The sequence below is a fragment of the Priestia sp. SB1 genome (assembly GCF_038898415.1).
The window spans coordinates 314,631-335,526 of sequence record NZ_JBBJSS010000005.1; the positions used below are offsets into that span (position 1 = coordinate 314,631).

Consider the following 20,896-nt stretch of genomic DNA (forward strand, 5'->3'; position numbering starts at 1 on the left):
ATTAACTATTAAAACGGAAGTGAATCTTCATCAATGTCAATTGTTTCCGCAGGTTTCTCTTTCTTAGCTACTGCTTTTCCAAAGCCTGCTTTCTTAGGAGCTTCTTTCTTTCCATCTTTCTTTTTGTTTTTCAACTCTTCTAGCTTAACTTCTCGTTCTGCTAAAGCTTTCTTGATTACTTCTGTAGAGTAAGACTTAGCGTTTTCTTCTTCATATGGCTCACTTCCACCAGTGATTACGTACTCACGAACGCTATTAGTAACTGTTTTTGTTTTAGGTTTACCGAATGACACTGCTTGAGCAATTTCTTTCTTTTCTACTCGGTTAACAATATCAGCGTACAGAGTAACCGTTTGACCTACTTCCCAGTTCTCATCAATGTACTCTGCAATCTCTCCTGACGGTGCAATAAATTCAAATGGTGCAACTGCTCCTCCAAATAGAGCTACAACAAGTTTTAACTTTAAGCGACCAGTTTCTTCCTCATTTTTAACTTCTGCTGAGATTGATTGAATGTAACCTTCGACTGTTAATTCAGCCTTTGGTTTAAACTCTTCTCCTGCTCTTAGACGACTCACAAAGAATGTAGAGAATTGTGGGTATGACTTAACCTGTCCGTCACCACCAACATAATCATTCATTTCAAGAGTTCCGTTTCGTACTTCAACTTTATCTGCTGCTTCTTCTCCAGCATCTTGAATTGATTTGTATTCGTTCATTACTGTTTCGAAACCTTTAAATCCTGCACTTTCTGATCCGTCTTTTTTAAGCTTAGAAGAGAACACATGGATTGTTTGAATTTCATCAGTAGCAGTTTTAATGTCAAATTGACCACGAATAAATTCACGTTTATCTTGAGAAGTGTAATACTCTAAACGATTTTCTGCTAAAACTCCTGTGATTTCTACTGTGTTTTCACCTTGGCGAATAGTTGTTTGGTTTGTCATAATATAAATTCCTCCGATATAATTATAATTTATTTGCTATTTACTCATTTTCGTTAATTATGTATTGCGATAAAAGTTATATTTTATACAGTTAGTATATCTATATGTAGTATTTAAATTCTATTATTAATCTACATATTGTGTGTTAATTGCTTAATTGTGCGTTCAAACCATTCATTAGTGAGATAGTTCGAGCTAAATTGTATCGCCCTGCAATATCTACTGCTAGTTTTGCTTTTGTTTCTTCTTTAAAGCTATTCCAGTTAGCAGCTAAGTCTTCGATCACTTCTTTAGTGGTTTTACTTAACATTGTTTCAACTGTCTTATTGACAACTTCTTCACTTTCTAAAGTAGCACCTTTGATAATTTCAGCATAGTTAAAGTTTTTCATTTAATTTCTCCTCCTCTTAAATTCCTAATGCTTTAATTTTATTTTCAATCTCAGTTACATCTTCACCTTTTTCTAAACTGATGTTCATAACCTTAAGGAGTAAAGATTTTCGATCAAGAAGCTCAATCTCTTTTCGTAACTGTTCACGATATTCTTCAGTGTGCCATTCCATTGTTAACCCTCCTTTTTATCTTTAAAGAACTTCATCAAGGATGATGTCTTCATTTTCATTCAAGCTAATTTTAAAATTGCCTGAGATATCTTTTCCAATATCCATTTTCATTGTTCTTCCAGCAAACTCCTTCATTTTCGTATAAAGCTCTTCTCCACTTTTCTTAAGTGTTAAATGTTTTGGTGTTTTAACACTATTATCAAAACTTAAGCTCTTTGCTGGTACAGTGTCACCTGTTCCAATAACTTTATCACCTTGAATAATTTTAAATTCCATCTTTATTCCTCCTCTACATGATAAATGTTAATCGCATTACTTATCTCTTGATCAATTTTTTGAATTATATCTTTCAAACGATCAACGTTTTCACCTTTATTTAATCTTTCAGTCATATCCTCTAGAATTTTACCTTTAAGCTCTTGTAATCCAACTTCTACTTCTCTAGCTTCTAAGTGTAATTCATGAGTATTCTTTCTATTCATCGCTTCAACTCCTCTGACTCACCTTATCTCTACTAAAAACTCAGCTACTACTCTAAACTCTGCTAATCTCATCTATGCTCCGCTATTTAAGGATTATGGTTTCTCAAGACTCACTCTCAGTCACCTCCTTTAATAATTTAATTGCTTTTAAATCATTTCGCTAAGTATGTATTCGACTTGCTAACTGTTACTTTGTTTCCTTGTCTTGCTAAGTTTAATTTACCATCAAAACTAAAGATCATCTTGTTGTTAGTAAGCTTGCTCAATTTGATTTGAACCATTTCCTAACCACTTCCTTATCTTATCATGTCTTTGTTTTAACGTCAATAACTTTTTTATAATTTTTTAACTTTATTTTCTTTAGCCAATTTAACTTAGTGTTCCTTGTCTATGTACTTATCTTACTATGAATCTTATGTATCGTCAACACTATTTTTATAATTTATTTGTTTTTATTTGAAAAGTTTTACGAACTTCTTAAACAGACTATCTTTCTCTTCTTTCACTGGTGCTGCTTTATACACTACTTCTACTTCAGGTTTAACATTGACAACAACTTCATGGTCATCCTTGATACCTAAACGCTCATTAAGCTGCACATACATGCGTTGGTCTTTGCTAAACTTACGTTGTTTTGTGCGGTTATTATTTGTATCATTATCAAGCTGTTCTGTATTATTGTCTTTTTTATCGTTCTTAATAAATGTAATTACCTTTTTACCGTTAATGTCCTTCACTACAATAAATAGATAGCCGTAATTGTATGCTTTCTTACCAATGTAGCGCTCATCACTTGGATCAGTGTATTTCTCTTGGGCTAAAATCACATTACGAGTTAACTTCCTACATGCCTCTTCCATGCTAATATCTTCATTATTTTTTGTGCTTCTGTACTCATCAAATGCACGAGAAGAAATCTCCAATAGTGTTAAACGTACCTTTAACGTGTGTGGATGGTAATCTGAATGTATAGATGGTGCGATATAGTGTAAGTCAAAATCAAAGAATGTTGTAATTGCTCCTGAGCTTAAGCTTTTCACTGTAACGTACTCATCTCTAAATCTAATAACCTCATGTGTTTTATTCTTGCTATCGACTGTAATATCTGCAAAATCTCCTAAGTCAATTAACCCTACTTCCATTCCTCGCTGTAATATTTTTCTAATGTTTGTCATATATGTATTCTCCTCTATTTTTATAATTTATTATGTTGTTCTAGGCTTACAGTTACGTAAGACCTCTACTACTTCATCTGTATACTTTTTCTTTTCTGGTGAGTCTTGATCCTCATATGTAACTCCTAAATTCATTGTCCAATTGCTCATTACTGGATAATACCTAACCCACTTATTGAATGTGATATGTAAATATGCTCCTCCTGTTTGTTCTGCTAAATGATAGATATCTTCGTCTGTTACTGACTTATCGAATATAATTTCTGTTTGTCTGTTTGTTGGAGAACTATGATTATGACCATAGCAACAGAACTGTGTTTTTAATCCTAGATGAAAATTAAATACGTCCAGTAGTTCAATCATTTCAGGGTCAATATCATCATAAGGAATTCCATTTTCAATAAACTTATCTCTCAACTCTAACATCCTATCTCCTCCTAGCGATTAATAGCTACAATAATTATGCTGAATAACGCAATGAATAATGTGAGAATAGCGAATCCATTCTCTTTCACTCTTACAAAATAAATAACTGAAAATGCTGCTAAAGCTAATAAGATGATTAAACTAAAATCAATTAGTGTCTGCATCCTCTTCATTCCTCTCTAAATGTCCTCTGAATGATTTAATGTCTAAGTTTGCAAATGGCGATATATCTGATCCATAGAAGCTCCTAAAGAACAGGTTATATTCAAATGTTTCAATTACGTACACTATATATTTAAATACTGTTTTCATGTTCATCTCCTTTTTTCGTGTATATTAGACTAAATTTGGGTATACTTTAGTTACACATGGCTATATGTTTCACCTACACATTGGAGAGGACTTAACCTCTCCTCTATTTATTCAAAAACAATTGCTTTTACATTCGGTATATTCATCCACATCATTCTAACTGCATCTTGCTTGTATAAATCTGCTTGCTTAATTATGTTTTTGTCATTGTTATATCTTACTTCTAAGTCATTTTCTTTCTGAGTTATGTATTGTTTCTTCTCTTCTTCATTCATTTCTCTACGAAGCCCACCTTTTACTTTCTCAGTGGAAACTCCATGATAAGGAATACTCACAGTTATTTTTGTTTTCGGATATGTAGCGTGAACTATTCCATTTTCCTGATCTATGTATTTAATCTTTACATCTTTAAGCTTAAATGGTGAACCGTATGTACCTTTAACTATAAATCTAGTCTCTCTTTCCCCCAACCAATTATCATTCTTATCTTTTGACACATCAGTCAATGGTTGCTTAAATGGCTCAATCTCTGGATTAGTATTTATCTTTCCATACAGAGTCTCCTCATTAATCATCTGTGATGCATATTTCCCCTCTTTTTGCTGCTGAACAATTTTTACTGGTTCTAATCTATGTGCATTTGAAACTGTATTTGCTATAAATGAAGCTGCGATTGCTATAAGGGCTGTCAGCAGGATAAGCTTAAGTTTAGCTTTCATCCTTCTCCCTCATTCCATCTCATTATGTATTAAATATGTATTCTACCTTTACAGGTAAATAAATTGTTGCTGTAATTTTATTATGTTTCCAATATGGATCACTTGCTTCTGGTAACTCATTAACTAATGTAATGTCTCCCACTGTATACTTAATGTCCTTTAAGTCGGCACGTTCTTCCTCAGTTAACCCTTTAGATACTAATTTTGCATTAATTAATTTATTTAAAGCTTTATCAATCTTATTTGCTACTAGTATGTAATCGCCATTATGTTCCACTGAATCTACAATTCTTTCGTCATAATTATCTAATGTTACAGATGGATCATAATCAATATGAGCAATTTTAGCATCTTCAGGATATCCATTGTCTACTAAGATTTTTGTAATGCGTTCTTGTGTGTTAATAGTTGTTGATGTTTTCTTCATTCATTTTCCTCCATTATTTTTTACTTAGAGCTATAAACAGTCATTGACTGACCATATCTAATCTTGATAGGTGTATTAATAATAATCATTGTACTCAAGTCCTTAAAGAATCTAACTCTGCTTTCTACATCTATTTGAATCTCATCTTTAGTAGCACCTGTTCTATATACTCTGTTATTATCTACATCGTAGATATGTGCCTCAAAGAACAGAGCGTCAATAAATCCATCCAGTGAACCATTTTTATTGTGAGTATCTGACTTGGGATACATATGAATAATCGCTCTTCCTTTAATTTCATTTATCTCTTCTGTGGATTCATCATATTGACTGAACACTTTTTCAATGTAGTCTAAATTCTCAACAGTTAAATCGACTTCCATATTAATCTTCATTTTATCACTCCTTATTTATAATTAATTTGTGTATAAAAGGGTAGTTTTATTGAAATTTAATTATGTATTAATTTATTAATTATATGTAAATACACTTAACCATTCTTCATTTGCTGACTTTCTCTCTCCAGAAATACCCCCCTTGCCTCGTTTACTTGAGATCAAATGTGCATTTTCTGACATTTTATAGCCTTCAGAAACATAAATTTTAGCTTTCTTGTTATGTAGTTTAATATTCGACTGTAACTCATGTACATATGTATCAACGTCAAAGTTAAATCCATATCCTGTAGTATTTTTATAAGGTGGGTCTATGTAAACAACGCTATTATTTTCTACTGTTGTAATATCAGTAACATCACCACAATAGCCAGTTAAGCCTTCCATTTTTTCTAGAATCACTTCAACCCTCCTGAATAACGTGTCTGGCATCGGCATCATAGGGTTCACAGGACTTTTTCTATTAGATGTTTCTGTCGGTAGCCAATAGTTTCTAAAGCTTGTATTTTTCCATGTATTATTCTCTACCCATAAAGCCTTACTTCCAAATGAACATGCTTGAAGGATTAGAAATTTATAAACCATGTTATCAAATAGCCCATCATTTGCAGGTTGTTTAGACATATTTTCAGCAAACGACTTAATCTGTGAGATGTCTTTAGGAATGTTGTCGATGTATAGCTTGAATACATCCGTACTAAATTCTCCGTTGCCGATTTTTTGCCAAAATGAACCCCATACACTTTTGTCAACCATTACTATATTACTAGGGTTTATACCTCTACTGATTAATTCAATAGACACTGCTCCACTACCGCAGCATAGATCATAAAACTTTGTTTCGTCATCAATTTCGTTTTCTTTAAAGAATATATCCACAATATCTTTTGCAATTCGTTGTTTCCCTCCTTGGTATGCACAAGGAATAGTTAATTTTTCTGTTTTAGTTTTTGTCATATTACACTTCCTTTTAATTTATTTATTTTAAATAAAAAGTCTATTTTACAGTGAATAAAATACTTTTCCTTCTTCTCTGCGAACCTTTAATTTTCCATTCCATACTAAATCACCTAAAGTTTTACTGAATATAGAAACCACAGGAAACGAACGATTCTTTCTTTCCTCAAAATAGTCAGTCATGTTATCTTTGGAAACCTCTTCTTTTTCTTTTACATATGCGATAATCTTTTCTTCCATTTCCCATTGACCAGTACTTCTTTTATCCCATTCTATGTATACGTCCCGTTTCTTTAAGCTGCCTCCACATGCGTCACATATATTAAACTTAGCGAATGCAGTTTTTAATGTAGCAGGCTTAGATGTTATATGCTGGCAGTCTTTACACTCATATTTTTTAGGTGCTCTTTTAGATAAGCTACCATTCTTATTAAATATTTCACTCATCTGATCAATCCTTCCTCGTATGGATTGCCTTGTGTAATGATAAAGTCAGTTGTACTCACATCATAATAATCTGCCAACCTACTGACCATAATAGGTAATTCTCCGTCATTATAAATTCCTACAATACCACCATTTAAGATGACTGTGTTGTTTGCTTTCCACTCCTCTTTAAGTCCACTGTAGAAATTCTCAGCACTCTTCCCTCTAACAGTCCCTTGACTAACTGTAGACTTAATCTCACTGCCATTGTTAAACTTAATTTTCACGCTCTCTCCTCCTCATTTCTGCTTGAAATATTGATTTCATACAGAATTATTCGAATGCGACCCCTTCTTTAATCTCCTTTTCAAAACAGTCTAAGACTTTTAGAACGATTCGATATCCGTCAAATTGTTTACTCTCTGCGTCAATTACTTCTACTTTTAAAACTTTTTTATTATTATCAATATTGATGAAGAATTTTTTCTTTTCATCTCTAGCATCATAAAACTCAACATGATTTTCTTCAAATTCAGCTTTTTCCAATTCTAAAATATCTCCATCCTCTTTTGCATATGCATATTCAACCACTGAAACTTTTTTCGGTAAGTTGGGCAGATACTTATTTTCTGACATTTCATAAAATACCACATTCTCAATGTACATCATTATTTATTCCTCCAGTTTGCTATAATTTATTTTAGATCAAATGTCGGTTTTACTTTAAAGCTTATTCGGATACTCCGTAGTTGAAATCCTCTCCGAATAGAACCTTGCATTCATCTAAAAAGAATCCTTCTTCTAAGTAAATCACGTTTGGTTTGTTGAAAGTAACATAGTAGACAGTTTTCTCTAACGACTCAATGTATTCATAGCTAACTTCAACAACATCTCCTACTTCAATTGCTCTTGATCCTAATAGGTCATTAAAAATAATTTTATAATCAGGATTGCTGCAATCGTTATGATCATCCCAGTTAATTCCTTCCAAACTTTTAATTTTATATTGTTTTGACATTATAATTCCTCCTAATAATTTTTAATTAATTCACTTTAAAATGCCTGATTTATTGAAACTTAAATTTCCCACCAAAGATTGACATTAACTCATCATCTTCGCTAATTCGCTTATTTGTTGTAAAGCTTTCATACTCTTCTTTAGGTACTTCTCGAATTACAAAGCATTTTTTAGCAAGAATATGACCATCATCTGCTTCTACAAAATCTTCTTTATTAATTTTAACTTCGATTAATGCAGCTCCATCTTTGTTACTATATTCCGCATTTCTGATTTCTTTCTTTTCACTAAAATGTAATTTACCAGCATGATCGCTTGCCCAACGACTATCAGATTCTTTTGCTACGACTGTTTCTCCAATTATGTATTCAAATGACTTCTCATAGAAGCTTTTGTACTTACCATCTACCTTTTTGACATATTTATAGAATTTAACTGTATCGAAATATGTATTTGGGTCAATCTCTACTTTATTTTCTGGAACTTTTTCTACAGTTCTTAGTAGTCCTCTGTAATCAACAATCACATGTGTATCGTTGGCATTCATATACTTCTTAGGTTTTGTTGAGATATTTTCTGCTAATTCATCTAAGTCTTTAAATTCGACTGGAGTAGGCTTGATAAAATAATCTTCGCTTAATGCAATGTCTGCAATCTTATCAACAGCTTCTTGTAAATCAAACTCTTCATCATTTACATCTTCAAATAGTTTGTCGTAGTTAATACCGTACATGCCTCCAAGATGATCTTTTAATTCTTCATATGTATTAATATTTAGATTCATACAAGTTAAAGCAATTCGAATGAATTCAGGCTTAGAGATTCTAAATCCTTTCTCCTCATATTTCTTAACTCGCAATAGCGATACGATTGGATATGCAGTGGCACTATTAAACTTTAAAACACGTTGTGCATTATGTTTTAGGAAGTCATCGTGTAAGATAAACTCTTCTTTTTCAAAGTCAAAGCAACCCATACATGATGTAAAGTCGAATCGTTCAAATATCTCAGTTGCACTATTGAAGTAATTGAAATGGATTAGCTGAATATTAATACTTTCACCATCACCGTACATCATTAATTGTGTTGCTTTTTTAGTATGAGAAACTACATATCCCTTATCTTCCCAAACATCTACCAAAAAGCCGACCGCATCTTCTTCGCATCTAAAGTATATGTCGATGTCATTGATTTCTTTGTTGGTAAATAAGCTTGTTATAGTCCCTCCAGCAATAAACACTTTATAAGCTTTCATTGTTTCCACTAAATCTTTCCCTAGATAAGCGTACAACTTATTCTTCTCAAATATAAAGCTCACTTTATCCTCTCCTCTTTAATTTATTTACCTAAATTTCTAGTTAGTTCCTCAATTAACTCGCTAGAAACTCCATCCATCATTAGCTGACCTTTAATAATATTAATTACATCTTTTTCAGGAAATCCACTGTAATGAACCATTTCAAAATACGCTTCTTTTACTCTATTAGTCAGTTCGTCTTTCGAAACATTCAATTCCTCACCTCGTTTATTTATTAGCTTTATTCTTATTCAAATGATCCATGATTTCACCTGACACATCATAAAGTTTATTGATGATTTTCTCATCTTTCACATATCCTGTTAAAGCTAATACATATCTATTTACGTTGATTAGTGTTTGTTCTGCACTTGTCATGTTAAATCATCCTTTTCTCTCTGTTTTTATCTCATAAATCCAACTGTAAAGATTAATAAATCAATTGAACCTTCTTTATTACCAATTGAAACTCCCACTCTTACATCCCCTGCTCCAAAGAATCCACAATAGAAACAAGTATCTCCAATCCATTTCTCCCACCATTTTCTACCCATTCCAATCCCTCCTTAATTTAAACTTAGTTATTAATTCCCTCAATGTTAATTCCTAGTAAGTTCAATGTTTGCTTAATTCCTTTTAACTCTCCAAGAGACTCATGAAATTTATTAGAGTTTGTAAAATTATCTAATGTTGCTTTTCTTTTCTCTTCATAATGAGCAAAAACTTTTTCTTCTGGAGATAACGGACGATCATATCCATGTTGCAGGGCATTATAATATGTAATTCGATTCCCTTTGCTTGCTTTGACAAAGTTTACAATAGTGTTAATTGCTTCTTGATGCTGTCCTGTATATTTAGTACTTTTCTTATAGTGACTTAGAACATTTTCAAACTTATACATTTCGTCTATTCCAATTAAATCTTTAAGTACGTCCATCGCTAATCCTAATTCTTTAGATACTTTTACTTTCCCCATCTTATTTCCTCCTCCATTTTCTTGAGTAAATCATTTCTTTGACTGGCTAACTCCATAAACCAACTTCTATCATTTGTAGCTAAAGCCATGTCAATGTTCTGATCTAGCATATATAACATTTCTTCATCACTCATGCTTGAAGTTTTTAAATCGTATGTGCTAGCTGTTTTTCCTTCGGCAACAACTTCATTAGTTTTTGAATTAACCATCTTCCACTCAAATCCTTCATGCATTCTTCTCATCCTCCTAATTTTTTAAGTTTCTATAAAAGAGCAATTTCATCTAAATATTACTCAAGAATCTCCACATCAATATTATATCCCATCCATGATTCTTGCCATTTTCTAATGATTCTTACAGTAACAGCCTTCTCACCTTCCATTTTCATCAACATTGTCTTTCCAGTATTAATATAATAATCCAATCCTTTACTTTGATATTCATTTAAATACTCAGTTAATTTACAGTTTCTAAAACATAATCCATTTGGACTCTCACTCACTGATGCTTTCTCAATTAGTGCAATATCTTCTGTTGTATTAGTATTAGGTAGGAATTTCTTATCTCCTACTTTCCTGTAAAACAGTACGTTTTCTATGTCCATTCACTCTCCCACTTTCTTTATTTTGCTTTCCGTTTGTCATAAGCTGTATATAATTCATTTAAGTATGGATCATGTTTAGTCAGCACTTTAGCCACTCTATCGTGCCTTTCAGACCATCCTTGCTTCATTTCTTCTCCTAGCTTATTAATTAAGCCATCATATGTATAATTCTTTTTCTTCAAAGGAGTGTCTGAATATTCTCCCCATAAGTATTTTAACTTTTCTACATTTTTAACTTCTGCATATCGTAAGTCATCTAATGCAGCAAATAATACTTGTTTCTTATGTCGCTCTTTTCTCACTAATCCAATTAATGCTGAAGGTTCGAGTGATAAGTAGCTGTAGATACGTTCTTTCTTCTTAAACTCGTATTCTACTGTTTCTAAGGCATGAGACTTTTCAATCACATCAAACCCCTGTTTAGGCTCTAATCGACTCTTCTTCATCGGTACTTTTAATCCATTCGTTCCTACTGCTAATGTATTGGCTCCAGTAGTGATGATGAAAGCATACTGTTCAATCTTTCTTTGGTAATTCAAGAAGTATTCTGCTTTGTTTTCGATGTCTTTTAGTAGTTGTTCTGGTATATATTCAAGTGTATTTTCGATATGATCGAATAACTCCTTTGTCACCTTTACAATAGGTAAGCTAGAGTATCTAGTATGTTCTTCTTCCTTCATCCACTCGTGAAACTCTGGCACGTTATATCCATTACTTTCGTTCATAATCCAATTTATATCAACGTTTGCAATGTAGCTTTGTTTCATCTCCTTCATCTCCCTTTAATTTGAGATTTACTTGCTTCATTCACAAGCTACAAGAGCCTATTCATCGAGTAACCTGTGAATTGGAAGGTTAACATTGTCTTGTTGTTATCATTATATGTAAGTAATTATTAATTTATTAACTTTATTTATTATTTTGTTGCTTCGTAATACTCTTCCATAAATACTGCGATTTCAGCTAATCCAAAAGTGTTTTCCATGATCTATTCACCTCCTTCATTGTTGTCTATTTCGGCTTCAATGAGGCTTTTGGCTGCGATAGTGTGATATTCTGCAAAATCTATCTCGCCTTTACCCATCCTCAAATTACCTTCTTCAATTAATTTCAAAGCATTATTCAATGCTCTCATTGCTTTATGTATTTTCTTAGTTGCTAACAACTCTTCTAATTCTTTCATTTTCATCACCTTGCTTTGTTGTTTCGTATTTCTTAATATTATAATATCATCCACATTATACTAAGTCAACAATATTTTTATAATTTTTTAATTTTTATTTTATACTGTTCATTAATATGTAGGACGGACATCTCACCATTTGAAATGTCCATGCTTCTCTTTTTCTTCCCATGCTTCTCTTACTATACGATCACAAGTCTGTAGTGCTTTAATTACTTCCCTAGCCTTCTTATTCTCTCCATTACTCACTTCATGTTGCAACAGAGCATAATCCATTAGCTGTTCTCTAAAAGCATTCAGTTCCTCTACAGTACAAGTTTTATTGAACAATCATACTCCTCTTTTCCCATATTAAGTTTTATCGTGTTAATTATAGCATTTTTGGAAAGATATTCAATAATTTTAATGTGTTTTTAATAGTTTATTTTGTGTTGATGTAGGGTAACTATAATTATATAGTACTACTCTGTTTCCATTTAAGTAAATAAAAAGTCACCCATTATCAAACAGGTGACTGACAACGTTTTTTACATTTGTAAATTTTATTTCATTTCTTTTTACATAAGCGTTAAATTTAATTTACTTTTAAAAATTACCTGTTTCATTACATTCTCATTCATGTTAGAATAAGTGTGTCAAAAGCATTTAAGGATGTGAAATATGCATTTTGTATACAATTTAGAACATTTCGCATCCCAATCATCGGACTACTGCGCCAACAGTAGTCTTTTATTTTTTGTAAGCCTCTTCTTTTTCAGTGAACTCTTGGTCAGTGTACTCCTCCTCATCTGCTGGCTCGACACTTTCATAATTACAGTCCACATTATCTACGCCAAAAGTATGTAAATTTTCTTGTGAAGTAACAAAAGTAGTATTTGAGGACTGCTCAATCTCTGACATGATTCGGTAAACTAATTCCTCAGCAGCTTCTACTCCATGTGCTGAAACCAAAGTTGTTACATCCATAGTGATTGACACTCTACCTACAAACTTTTTCATAATTTATTTTCCCCTCGCATTTTTAATTTTTTTATATTTTTAATTTTCTAACCATTTTGAAGATTCTTTGATTTGTTCAATATAACTATAGTTATATTTAGAACACTTGTTCTTATTATACCTTTTCTATCTGGTAATTTCCAGCGTTTTGCACGCCATTTAAAAATATCTTTCCTTTATTGGTGAATCTTGCTAAAATAAGAATGCATTTTGTTTTCCTTAATGCAGGAGGATTTCCACATATGGCTTATTTACAACAAGGAAAATGTCTCCTCCAACATCACCTAGACAAATTTGGGATGTCACAAGTGGAACTAGCTGAAAAGACAGGGATACACAAGAACCAGATCAGTTTGTATGCTAAGGGTTCTAAAGGTATGTCCCTGACCACAGCCGTTGCAATTTCTAGAGTTCTAAAGTGTAACGCCCAAGACTTATACGAATGGAGACGAGACTAGGCGTGAGTGTTCGTGTCTCACGTCTAGGTTTCCATCAACCAACTGGTTGATTATTGGAATCAAATTGTGAAATTAGTCTCAATTTCAAGATTAATCATATAACAAATTAATTCGCATGTACATGTCTTTTTTTGTCGAAATGTAGGAAAAAGGAATATTTAACCGTTTTCACTGTAAAATTATTGCGATTTCTTCTTTTTGTTTCCATTTTGTTTATTTCTTCCATTTAATATTTATGTTACTTAAGTATCTTGTTTCTTCGGTAATATGTAGTAAGTTGTCTAGTCCGTTACAGACTAGACGGTATGATTTAAAATTTATTATTTATTAGTTTTGATTATCATTTTCAATATCAACTTCACTGTATAATTGTTCCATGATCTCTCTGTTCAAGTAAGCACGATAAGCCATGCGTTGCTGGTACTTCTTGTTTCTTCCAATTCCAAATCTCTCTAAGATAACATCCATGTATTCATTCTTCAGTATTCCTTTTTCATCAAATACAATATCCCCATGTTTCATGTATTCCTCATACATCTTATAAATCATACCTGATTGTTGGGTACTCTTTGCATTCAAGAATGGCATGTCAAAGAATTTCTTTAAATCATCAAAACGTCTGTAGAAGATATGACGATCTGCTGGTTCATTCTCTTCATTAAAACGTGTGCGACTATGTTTTAAATTACGAATTAAATAGTCAGTATCTAAAACTTCAGTTGTTGCATTAGCACGATTCGAACGCCCGTTTTTCATTTGGAAAGTATTTTGGTTAAATGCGATACTCACATAATTCATACACTTATCAGAAAAAGTTAATGTTCTTGGTTCATCAAATGCACTATCCTTCAACACAATCTCATTTGTATCATAGTCAACATCATCTTTAGTAATATTCAATATCTCAGATAATTGATGTCCAAATGCTCCTTCAAATAATAGCTGCATGAATGCTTTATCCTGATAGTTTACAGAATTACCAATGATATCCTCTTCTAGCTCAGTTTTACTAAAATAAATCTTAGATGAAAAATCTACAAATTGTTTGTAATAAGATAATGTTCTTCCATGTAATGGACTGAAGTTATTCGATGTTGACCGTCCATTACTGATGCACCATACAATATAAGCATTAATGTATGAAGCATTATTTCTAGATGAAGCAAAACTCATTGGTGATAAACCATACATTAATTCTTCTACTTCATTTAAATTGAAATCACATAAGTCCTTATCCAATTGATTCTCTATGTTCGCACTATATTTGAAAATACGTTTAACAGTTTCTTTAGTTCCGTCCAGTTCATATCTCTCTAAAAACTCCATTTTCCGTTCTTCATTATAAAGTACTGCATTATTTACTGTCATCATGATATAGTCTCCCCTTCTACTACTTCTATGTTATTAAAGAATTTTTTGATAGCGTCTCGTGTTTTAATTGTAGGGGATTTTCTAGTTCCATTCTTATTTAAGATACCGAAATCTGTCCACATAGGATTATCTAATTTAAAATCAATGTTGCTTAGAATATCTTTTACTTTTCTATATTTAATTCCTTCATTTCTCATACGTTTAGCTAACACAATGTATCCAGCAAACATGTTCGGATCATTGATGGCTGATTCTTTGTAAGTTTCTTGATAGTTAGTAATAAATTCTTCAGGAAAAGCATCTACCAGATAATCAAAGAATGCAATAAGTTCCTCTGAAATATCTTTTGCTTCTATTTTAGTCATTATTGTAAATTCTTCTTCTATCACAGAAGATAAAATGTTAAATGTAGTTAATTCTTTATGAGCAATATTAGGTGTTTTACCTGTAGCTATTCTATCTTTTAAGTCAGATTTCTTATTAATTTGATCTACTACAAAATCAGATAGTCGAGTCTTTTCTAAAGATTTGATGTGTTCTCTGCTTATTTCATTAATTTTACTGATTTGAGCTAAATGTTTCTGAGCTTCTGCCGTATCAAAGTTGGTAATCATAATTGTCATATTGTGTTCTAGATTTGGATTTTCATGTAACGCATCTACAATACCATTAATACGGTGCATCCCATCAAGAATGTCCAAGCGTGTTCCTTTATTAATTGTTAGTCTCATTTTACTCGGTGTAAATGTAATTTCTTCTCCATCTTCCGATGAGAAAGCCAACGCATTCCAAGTTAATGTAGTTGTAGATAGTGTTCCATTTAATGTTTCTTTCGCTATATCTTTTACAGAGTTTACATTTAATTTGGGAACTTTCTCAATTGTACCATTTGCTCTTTGAACATGTGATGCCTCACGTTGATAATCAAAGTTATATCTTAACAATCTATTTGTATATATTTTACTGATCTCTTTAATATCTAACACACCAATATATACGTTCGCTGACACTTGCATAAAATTATTTAGTGTTAATGGGAAATCCATATCGGGTTCATCATTGATTGTTGGGTTGAAAAGCTCTGCACTCTCAATTTCCTTATCAGTGAAAAACGCTGAATAGTGAACTTCTGGATCAGGTTTAATCACGTTTAACTGTTTTGTAATTAAAAGTAATTCTCTTGGGTCAATTTGACTAAGTTCCTCTTTAGGATTCAAAAAGTATTTTCTAATCCTTCCATATCGGATATAATTCTTTTCAAGACCGCTTTCTAATATTTTCATTTTAGCCTTGTTATTTCTAACATCCTCAATTACTGGAACAAGTTTCTCAATTAGTTCTTCGGTACTTTTACCTCTTCTCACATCCAACACCTACTCTCAAAATTAGTCTCTATAATCAGTATATCCTAGTACATCGATATTGTAAACGTCTATTTTTGTAATTTATTAATTATTAATTTGGCGGATTTTGTTGGCTAATAGTACCTTGAAGCTTGAATCCATGCTCTCTATAGCTTTGAGTAGGTCTTCGTGACTTGCTTCATTTATTGCGTTAAGGTCAACCTTACCCTTTGTGCTGATAGCTCCTAATGCTCCATAATCATCTACTTCTAAATATATTGCCGTAGTCTTTGGATCAGCGTGATTTAAAATAGATTGAACATATCTAATATCTTTTCCTGATTGAATATAATGGTATTTAGCTCCAGCTTTACGAATTGAGTGAAATACAATCCTTCTACTTGAGTGAATATTTAATTCTTCAATTAACTCTTTCATTGATTCTTGAAAGTGATTCTTAGTAATATTAAATACCATTTCACTCTCTCCAGTTTTCAATTCTAATAATTCATTATAGAACTCTCTAGAGATTGATTTCTTAAACTTCTTTCCACCTTTACCGATATCTTTAAACTTGATTTCGTCCTCTCCTTCAATATCAATGAAGTGATCCCATGTTAACATTAACAATTCTGACTTACGTAAGCAAGTATCAAATGCTAACTTTATCAATAATTCCTTCACTCTTCCGCTTTTCTTTGTAGTAGCCAATTCAGCCATTTTAAGGACTTCATCATGTGTTAATGAATCATATCCCTCAGAAGTAGTTTTTAATTGCTTAGTTGCTCTAATAGCTTTATCACTTTGTACTCCTACTACATCTCTTTCATACAGATAGCCGATTAACTTCTTTACTCCACTTAATTTCTTATTAGCCGTAGCTGGTGAATTCTCTTCATGTTCTAAAAGGAAGAAAATAAATTCATCAAAGTCTCTTAATGTAACTTGAACATCTACATTAGTTAATTCGTTAATCTCTTTTCTTCTATTTAATTTAAAAAACTGTGTAATTCCTGTGGTATATGCAGCTCTTGTTCCAGATGTTAATGATCTAAGATATTTCTCAATATGACTGTAAACTTCAGTTACCTCATTTTCCAATCTGATTACATTTGCCATCATATTAACCACTCTCCTTAATTTTTATTAATTGAATTCGTTAAATACTTTATCCATGCTTTAGTGTATTCTTTTTTAAAGTCTTCTTCTTGCCTATGTAGTGTATTCCCTGTTAAATATGTATGATTAGAATAGTTTGTTTCCCCAACTGCTTTCCCATAGAAGTCTTGATACCTCTTTTCATTGTAAGAAATAGTGGTCATGTTTCGTATCCCCTTATTTGGTTATATACTCATTATACTCTTTTGGTTTCTTTTCTATTCTTTATATTATTAATTTGTTAACTTTATTTTACCCTCAATTCAATCAAAAGTCAACAGTATTTTATTAAGAAAAAGAAATATGTTATAATGTTGTTATAACATTCATGGAGGTGCTTATTTATTGATATTAAAATAAGAAAAGTAGGAAATTCATTAGGGATTATATTACCAGCAACTGTACTTAAAGATATGGGACTTAATGAAGGAGAAGAGCTTGATCTTTGCTTACATCCTAACAACAAACAATTCATCATTACAAAAAAAGAAGCACCCTTATACGAATCTGAGGAGTTTCAGAAAGCCGTAAAGGATGCTGTAGAGAAAGCTCTACGAGAGCGAGAGAAATAATTATGAAATTTTAGAAGGGCGACTTTGGCGAGTCGTCTTTCTTATTGACCTGCTGGTACTGCTGCTTCATCGACTACAGGTGTTACATCAGTTCCTACTGCATCAATTTCTTCTTGTGTCAAAGGTTTAGAATCATCAGTTTGACCTTTAACTTCATCAGTTTTAACTTTTAAATCAGCAGCAGCTTCATTAGCTTTAGTGATTTCACCTTCTACTGCTTTTACATTCTTATCAACTTCGTGTGCTTTATTAACTCCCCAAGAAATATCATCTTTCAACTTCTTGTTTTCATTTTGAAGAGCTTCTTTGTCACTTTGTAATTTATTATTAGCATTAACTAAAGCGTTGTTCTCAGTAGTTAAAGCATCATTTTTAGCAACTAGATTTTTGACTTGTGTAGTTAATCCATTGATATCTTCTTGAGCCTTAGTGAGTGCTTTAATCTTGTCATCTAATTCAGCTTTAAGTGCAGTTAATTCTCCACCTTTGTTATCTAGCTCACCTTGTTTAGCAATGATTTCAGCTTTAGCTTCTTCAAGTTCTGCCTTGGTAGATTTTAAAGATTCATTTGTTGCAGCGAGGTCAGAAGATAATTTATCTACTCCTTTTTGCAAATCAGCATTTTTAGACTCAAGGTCAGCTTTAGAAAGTTCTAATTTTCCTTTTTCACTTGTCAATGTATCATTTTCAGCATTTAAGTTTGCGATTGATCCGTTCTTTTCAGAGATTACTCCGTTAGCTTGAGCAATTGCAGAGTCAGCATTCTTTTTCAATGAAGCAAGTTTACTTAATAAAGAGTTTTCGTTTGATTCGTAATTTGTTACTTTACTTGCTAGGTCACTTAAAGTTTGTTTTGCTCCATCAATGCTTCCGCCACCAGCCCATAAAAGACCTGCTCCACCGATTGTGAAACTTCCTGCTAATACACCTGCTACGATCTTAGAACTCCAAATTGCCATTTTTAATTTCCCCCTATTAACTAGTTTTGTTAGGAATGTTTCCTACAAATGTAATGTTATAACATTGTTCCCACAATTACAACTACTTTTTTGAAAATATTTAGAAAAATTTGTACAAAGTTTCCATAAACCTTGATATAACAACGTTTGTTAATTGTTTTATTTTTTGAAATCTTTCAATAATCTCCAACTATTTTATTAGTTATAACTAGACGATATGACTATCATTCCTGATTAATATAGAAAAATATTGAAATAGTTAGGAAAAAGTCACCAGTAACATATTCACCATTTGTCAAATATCTCCTTCTTAATTCTAAAATTTTTACAAAAAGTTTCAAATTGTTCCAAATAAATCTGAATAAAAACCACAATTTATAGAAAAATTTCTTCAAATGAATATGCAATGTAATAATGAGCATACTAAGAATGCAAAAAAGCAGTACAAAAAGAGACACTTCACATCATCCTCAAGTGTCTCTTTTTTGTTTATAATTATTTAATCTTCTAATATGTATTCATGAATCTGTTGTGCCGTTTTAATATCTACTTCTACAATATCTTCAATTTCCACTGGCTCTTTAGCTAATAAGTCTCTTACATTTTGCTCACTCGTAGCAGCGATTACCTTTACATATGGTCGTTTATATACCCAACATTTAACGTTGTATAGCTTTAGAGCATTCATTCTTTCAGACTTAATGATCTCTTCATACATCAGCCTGATACGCCTTTCAGGATTCATATTGTTCTCAAAGTATCTAACCATTTTATCATCCTCTTTCTTATTAAATCTATAGAGCACAATACCAACTCCTATTTAATTTCTTTACGATATGTATATGTAGTCTTATCTCCTTTGAATGGTGATTCTGTATCAATTTTTGTGATAGTCCATCCACTATTCAGCATGAATTGACGATGAGTTTCTGATTCACCTTTTTCATATTCAACAATCATTTCTTCGTAGTGTTTCAGTGATTCAATATGCATTTATCTTTCACTCCCTTTTTATAATCCGTATTTAATATCTCCCCAAGAATCTCTCTTGAATCCTCTTACAACTAATCCTATTACAACAAAGAACCACAAGAAGAACGTACCGACAGTGCTCAAATCAACATGAAGATAGTTAAAATCTTTAAACTCTTTTCTTACATACTTTTCTTCAACTTGTTTTGACACATGATTTACAATAGGCTTAAAGTCTTTAACATTATCCAGTCCCATCATATAGTCCTTAACTTCTAACTTTAGTATCTCTACTTCTGACCATGAAAAAGGATATACCCAATTAATTTTGCCGTTTTTATTCATGCTAAAACTGACTACAAAATCGTTCTTATTACCACCTTCCCATTTATCTTGTAAAGCAAATCCATATTCTTGAGGTTTGTTTTCTCCTACGTTTACAAAGATAATATTAACTTGCTTCCATGACTTCATCTTATCTTTATTATCAGGATCAGGAATCATCTTATTTAATTTTGTATTCCAATTGTCTAATGTTTTGATTGATTCTTTTTTATTCGGAACATTACCAACTATTCTTTTTATGTACAGTTTGCTTTCTATGTTATCAGGGTAGTCAGGTAAATCCTTAAAGTCCTCCAAGTCAATATCTTCATGTTTAAATATTGAATAACTAGCTTGAACTTTATTTGAATACAGATGTGTGGATGCTGTCGGTGTTCCCTTCTTCCAATACTTTTTAAGCTCCTCAGTTTTATTTGGATAGCTATCGTCCATTTTTCTTCCATCAGGGAGCTTATTTACATATATCCAACCATTATCGCTAGTTTTTATATAATTTTCTGCATAATGGTGCTCCCAATACCCAGGCGTAGTTGTACATGATTGATTTCCTTTTGAGTCAGATGTACACGTTGTTACGGGTGGATGCCACTCATCCCACTCTTCATCATGCTTCCAATCGACAATTTCACCTGACCAAACCTCGGTATCCATAGTTTGAATAGCTACATCTGTTGCAATGTTTATTGTAAACAAAACACACACTGAGAAGAAAATTATTAAGCTGAACACCCACCTCCTTCCTTTTGAGATGATTTCCCAAACTAACAGACCAACTAATAACACTGTTAAAGGAATCAACCAATCTCCCATTA

The 20,896-nt window shown here is 32.1% G+C and carries 39 protein-coding genes; 2 read left to right on the forward strand and 37 right to left on the reverse strand.

The window, feature by feature from the left end:
* Positions 1 to 8: 8 nt before the first annotated feature.
* The 29 genes from WKH56_RS19965 to WKH56_RS20105 all read right to left on the reverse strand — a co-directional run bounded on the left by WKH56_RS19965 (position 9) and on the right by WKH56_RS20105 (position 12,906).
* On the reverse strand, positions 9 to 947 hold the full coding sequence (locus WKH56_RS19965) for a hypothetical protein (RefSeq protein ID WP_342836316.1): 939 nt from the start codon (positions 945 to 947) through the stop codon (positions 9 to 11).
* Between the two features lie 145 nt (positions 948 to 1,092).
* On the reverse strand, positions 1,093 to 1,338 hold the full coding sequence (locus WKH56_RS19970; RefSeq protein WP_342836318.1) for a hypothetical protein: 246 nt from the start codon (positions 1,336 to 1,338) through the stop codon (positions 1,093 to 1,095).
* Positions 1,339 to 1,354: 16 nt separating this feature from the next.
* Complete coding sequence (locus WKH56_RS19975; RefSeq protein ID WP_342836320.1) at positions 1,355 to 1,510, reverse strand: hypothetical protein; 156 nt, start codon at positions 1,508 to 1,510, stop codon at positions 1,355 to 1,357.
* A 21-nt stretch (positions 1,511 to 1,531) separates the two neighbouring features.
* Entirely contained in the window at positions 1,532 to 1,786 is a 255-nt protein-coding gene (locus WKH56_RS19980; protein ID WP_342836322.1) for a hypothetical protein, read from the reverse strand.
* Between the two features lie 2 nt (positions 1,787 to 1,788).
* Positions 1,789 to 1,992 (reverse strand): hypothetical protein, encoded by a 204-nt coding sequence (locus WKH56_RS19985; RefSeq protein ID WP_342836324.1) that lies wholly within the window; start codon positions 1,990 to 1,992, stop codon positions 1,789 to 1,791.
* Between the two features lie 152 nt (positions 1,993 to 2,144).
* Positions 2,145 to 2,273, reverse strand: a complete 129-nt coding sequence (locus tag WKH56_RS19990) for a hypothetical protein (RefSeq protein ID WP_342836326.1) — start codon at positions 2,271 to 2,273, stop codon at positions 2,145 to 2,147.
* 171 nt (positions 2,274 to 2,444) lie between these two features.
* A complete protein-coding gene (locus tag WKH56_RS19995) occupies positions 2,445 to 3,167 on the reverse strand; it encodes a hypothetical protein (protein WP_342836328.1) in 723 nt (240 codons plus the stop codon).
* A 30-nt stretch (positions 3,168 to 3,197) separates the two neighbouring features.
* Positions 3,198 to 3,593 (reverse strand): hypothetical protein, encoded by a 396-nt coding sequence (locus WKH56_RS20000; protein ID WP_342836329.1) that lies wholly within the window; start codon positions 3,591 to 3,593, stop codon positions 3,198 to 3,200.
* Positions 3,594 to 3,604: 11 nt separating this feature from the next.
* Positions 3,605 to 3,757 (reverse strand): hypothetical protein, encoded by a 153-nt coding sequence (locus tag WKH56_RS20005; RefSeq protein ID WP_342836331.1) that lies wholly within the window; start codon positions 3,755 to 3,757, stop codon positions 3,605 to 3,607.
* Positions 3,741 to 3,905, reverse strand: a complete 165-nt coding sequence (locus tag WKH56_RS20010; protein WP_342836332.1) for a hypothetical protein — start codon at positions 3,903 to 3,905, stop codon at positions 3,741 to 3,743. Before WKH56_RS20010 ends, WKH56_RS20005 begins: the two co-directional genes overlap by 17 nt.
* A 107-nt stretch (positions 3,906 to 4,012) precedes the next feature.
* Positions 4,013 to 4,624 carry a hypothetical protein gene (locus tag WKH56_RS20015; protein ID WP_342836333.1) on the reverse strand — a complete coding sequence of 204 codons (612 nt, stop codon included), beginning with the start codon at positions 4,622 to 4,624 and terminating at the stop codon, positions 4,013 to 4,015.
* 22 nt (positions 4,625 to 4,646) lie between these two features.
* Positions 4,647 to 5,051, reverse strand: coding sequence for a hypothetical protein (locus WKH56_RS20020; protein ID WP_342836335.1), 405 nt, complete (start codon positions 5,049 to 5,051; stop codon positions 4,647 to 4,649).
* Between the two features lie 20 nt (positions 5,052 to 5,071).
* Positions 5,072 to 5,446 (reverse strand): hypothetical protein, encoded by a 375-nt coding sequence (locus WKH56_RS20025; RefSeq protein ID WP_342836337.1) that lies wholly within the window; start codon positions 5,444 to 5,446, stop codon positions 5,072 to 5,074.
* Positions 5,447 to 5,521: 75 nt separating this feature from the next.
* The gene (locus WKH56_RS20030) at positions 5,522 to 6,403 is read right to left on the reverse strand and encodes a DNA adenine methylase (RefSeq protein WP_342836338.1); all 882 of its coding nucleotides are present in this window, start codon (positions 6,401 to 6,403) and stop codon (positions 5,522 to 5,524) included.
* Positions 6,404 to 6,448: 45 nt separating this feature from the next.
* Positions 6,449 to 6,850, reverse strand: coding sequence for a hypothetical protein (locus tag WKH56_RS20035; RefSeq protein ID WP_342836340.1), 402 nt, complete (start codon positions 6,848 to 6,850; stop codon positions 6,449 to 6,451).
* A complete protein-coding gene (locus WKH56_RS20040; RefSeq protein WP_342836342.1) occupies positions 6,847 to 7,116 on the reverse strand; it encodes a hypothetical protein in 270 nt (89 codons plus the stop codon). Before WKH56_RS20040 ends, WKH56_RS20035 begins: the two co-directional genes overlap by 4 nt.
* Positions 7,117 to 7,162: 46 nt before the next feature.
* Positions 7,163 to 7,498 carry a hypothetical protein gene (locus WKH56_RS20045; protein ID WP_342836344.1) on the reverse strand — a complete coding sequence of 112 codons (336 nt, stop codon included), beginning with the start codon at positions 7,496 to 7,498 and terminating at the stop codon, positions 7,163 to 7,165.
* Between the two features lie 61 nt (positions 7,499 to 7,559).
* Positions 7,560 to 7,847 (reverse strand): hypothetical protein, encoded by a 288-nt coding sequence (locus tag WKH56_RS20050; protein WP_342836346.1) that lies wholly within the window; start codon positions 7,845 to 7,847, stop codon positions 7,560 to 7,562.
* Positions 7,848 to 7,896: 49 nt separating this feature from the next.
* Positions 7,897 to 9,165: a Gabija anti-defense Gad2 family protein gene (locus WKH56_RS20055; RefSeq protein WP_481861966.1), complete on the reverse strand. Its 1,269-nt coding sequence runs from the start codon at positions 9,163 to 9,165 to the stop codon at positions 7,897 to 7,899.
* 20 nt (positions 9,166 to 9,185) lie between these two features.
* Positions 9,186 to 9,359 (reverse strand): hypothetical protein, encoded by a 174-nt coding sequence (locus tag WKH56_RS20060; RefSeq protein ID WP_342836349.1) that lies wholly within the window; start codon positions 9,357 to 9,359, stop codon positions 9,186 to 9,188.
* 13 nt (positions 9,360 to 9,372) lie between these two features.
* Positions 9,373 to 9,522 carry a hypothetical protein gene (locus tag WKH56_RS20065; RefSeq protein ID WP_342836351.1) on the reverse strand — a complete coding sequence of 50 codons (150 nt, stop codon included), beginning with the start codon at positions 9,520 to 9,522 and terminating at the stop codon, positions 9,373 to 9,375.
* 26 nt (positions 9,523 to 9,548) lie between these two features.
* Entirely contained in the window at positions 9,549 to 9,698 is a 150-nt protein-coding gene (locus WKH56_RS20070) for a hypothetical protein (RefSeq protein ID WP_342836352.1), read from the reverse strand.
* A gap of 23 nt (positions 9,699 to 9,721) precedes the next feature.
* On the reverse strand, positions 9,722 to 10,120 hold the full coding sequence (locus tag WKH56_RS20075) for a hypothetical protein (protein WP_342836353.1): 399 nt from the start codon (positions 10,118 to 10,120) through the stop codon (positions 9,722 to 9,724).
* On the reverse strand, positions 10,108 to 10,353 hold the full coding sequence (locus WKH56_RS20080; RefSeq protein ID WP_342836354.1) for an IDEAL domain-containing protein: 246 nt from the start codon (positions 10,351 to 10,353) through the stop codon (positions 10,108 to 10,110). The genes WKH56_RS20075 and WKH56_RS20080 overlap by 13 nt, the downstream gene beginning before the upstream one ends.
* Before the next feature lie 56 nt (positions 10,354 to 10,409).
* On the reverse strand, positions 10,410 to 10,724 hold the full coding sequence (locus tag WKH56_RS20085) for a hypothetical protein (protein WP_342836356.1): 315 nt from the start codon (positions 10,722 to 10,724) through the stop codon (positions 10,410 to 10,412).
* Between the two features lie 17 nt (positions 10,725 to 10,741).
* Complete coding sequence (locus WKH56_RS20090) at positions 10,742 to 11,491, reverse strand: DUF3603 family protein (protein WP_342836357.1); 750 nt, start codon at positions 11,489 to 11,491, stop codon at positions 10,742 to 10,744.
* Positions 11,492 to 11,712: 221 nt separating this feature from the next.
* On the reverse strand, positions 11,713 to 11,907 hold the full coding sequence (locus WKH56_RS20095) for a hypothetical protein (RefSeq protein WP_342836358.1): 195 nt from the start codon (positions 11,905 to 11,907) through the stop codon (positions 11,713 to 11,715).
* 132 nt (positions 11,908 to 12,039) lie between these two features.
* Positions 12,040 to 12,237, reverse strand: a complete 198-nt coding sequence (locus WKH56_RS20100) for a hypothetical protein (protein ID WP_342836359.1) — start codon at positions 12,235 to 12,237, stop codon at positions 12,040 to 12,042.
* A gap of 399 nt (positions 12,238 to 12,636) precedes the next feature.
* On the reverse strand, positions 12,637 to 12,906 hold the full coding sequence (locus WKH56_RS20105; RefSeq protein ID WP_342836360.1) for a hypothetical protein: 270 nt from the start codon (positions 12,904 to 12,906) through the stop codon (positions 12,637 to 12,639).
* 242 nt (positions 12,907 to 13,148) lie between these two features.
* Here WKH56_RS20105 and WKH56_RS20110 point away from each other — a divergent pair, with 242 nt between their 5' ends.
* Positions 13,149 to 13,364: a helix-turn-helix domain-containing protein gene (locus tag WKH56_RS20110; RefSeq protein WP_342836361.1), complete on the forward strand. Its 216-nt coding sequence runs from the start codon at positions 13,149 to 13,151 to the stop codon at positions 13,362 to 13,364.
* A gap of 327 nt (positions 13,365 to 13,691) precedes the next feature.
* Here WKH56_RS20110 and WKH56_RS20115 read toward each other — a convergent pair whose 3' ends face one another.
* From WKH56_RS20115 to WKH56_RS20130, 4 genes are all read right to left on the reverse strand, one after another.
* Positions 13,692 to 14,735 (reverse strand): phage lytic cycle repressor MrpR family protein, encoded by a 1,044-nt coding sequence (locus WKH56_RS20115; protein WP_342836362.1) that lies wholly within the window; start codon positions 14,733 to 14,735, stop codon positions 13,692 to 13,694.
* Positions 14,732 to 16,099: a DNA sulfur modification protein DndB gene (locus WKH56_RS20120; RefSeq protein WP_342836363.1), complete on the reverse strand. Its 1,368-nt coding sequence runs from the start codon at positions 16,097 to 16,099 to the stop codon at positions 14,732 to 14,734. Before WKH56_RS20120 ends, WKH56_RS20115 begins: the two co-directional genes overlap by 4 nt.
* Before the next feature lie 84 nt (positions 16,100 to 16,183).
* Entirely contained in the window at positions 16,184 to 17,200 is a 1,017-nt protein-coding gene (locus WKH56_RS20125) for a tyrosine-type recombinase/integrase (protein WP_342836364.1), read from the reverse strand.
* Between the two features lie 14 nt (positions 17,201 to 17,214).
* Positions 17,215 to 17,400 (reverse strand): hypothetical protein, encoded by a 186-nt coding sequence (locus tag WKH56_RS20130; RefSeq protein ID WP_342836365.1) that lies wholly within the window; start codon positions 17,398 to 17,400, stop codon positions 17,215 to 17,217.
* A 192-nt stretch (positions 17,401 to 17,592) separates the two neighbouring features.
* On the opposite strand from WKH56_RS20130, the gene WKH56_RS20135 reads away from it, so the two are divergent.
* Entirely contained in the window at positions 17,593 to 17,808 is a 216-nt protein-coding gene (locus WKH56_RS20135) for an AbrB/MazE/SpoVT family DNA-binding domain-containing protein (RefSeq protein ID WP_342836693.1), read from the forward strand.
* Positions 17,809 to 17,849: 41 nt separating this feature from the next.
* On the opposite strand, the gene WKH56_RS20140 is transcribed toward WKH56_RS20135, so the two are convergent.
* The 4 genes from WKH56_RS20140 to WKH56_RS20155 all read right to left on the reverse strand — a co-directional run bounded on the left by WKH56_RS20140 (position 17,850) and on the right by WKH56_RS20155 (position 20,894).
* Complete coding sequence (locus WKH56_RS20140) at positions 17,850 to 18,767, reverse strand: hypothetical protein (protein ID WP_342836367.1); 918 nt, start codon at positions 18,765 to 18,767, stop codon at positions 17,850 to 17,852.
* Between the two features lie 499 nt (positions 18,768 to 19,266).
* Positions 19,267 to 19,572: a hypothetical protein gene (locus WKH56_RS20145; protein ID WP_342836369.1), complete on the reverse strand. Its 306-nt coding sequence runs from the start codon at positions 19,570 to 19,572 to the stop codon at positions 19,267 to 19,269.
* An 11-nt stretch (positions 19,573 to 19,583) separates the two neighbouring features.
* Entirely contained in the window at positions 19,584 to 19,760 is a 177-nt protein-coding gene (locus WKH56_RS20150) for a hypothetical protein (protein ID WP_342836371.1), read from the reverse strand.
* A gap of 18 nt (positions 19,761 to 19,778) precedes the next feature.
* Entirely contained in the window at positions 19,779 to 20,894 is a 1,116-nt protein-coding gene (locus WKH56_RS20155; protein WP_342836373.1) for a hypothetical protein, read from the reverse strand.
* Positions 20,895 to 20,896: the final 2 nt, after the last annotated feature.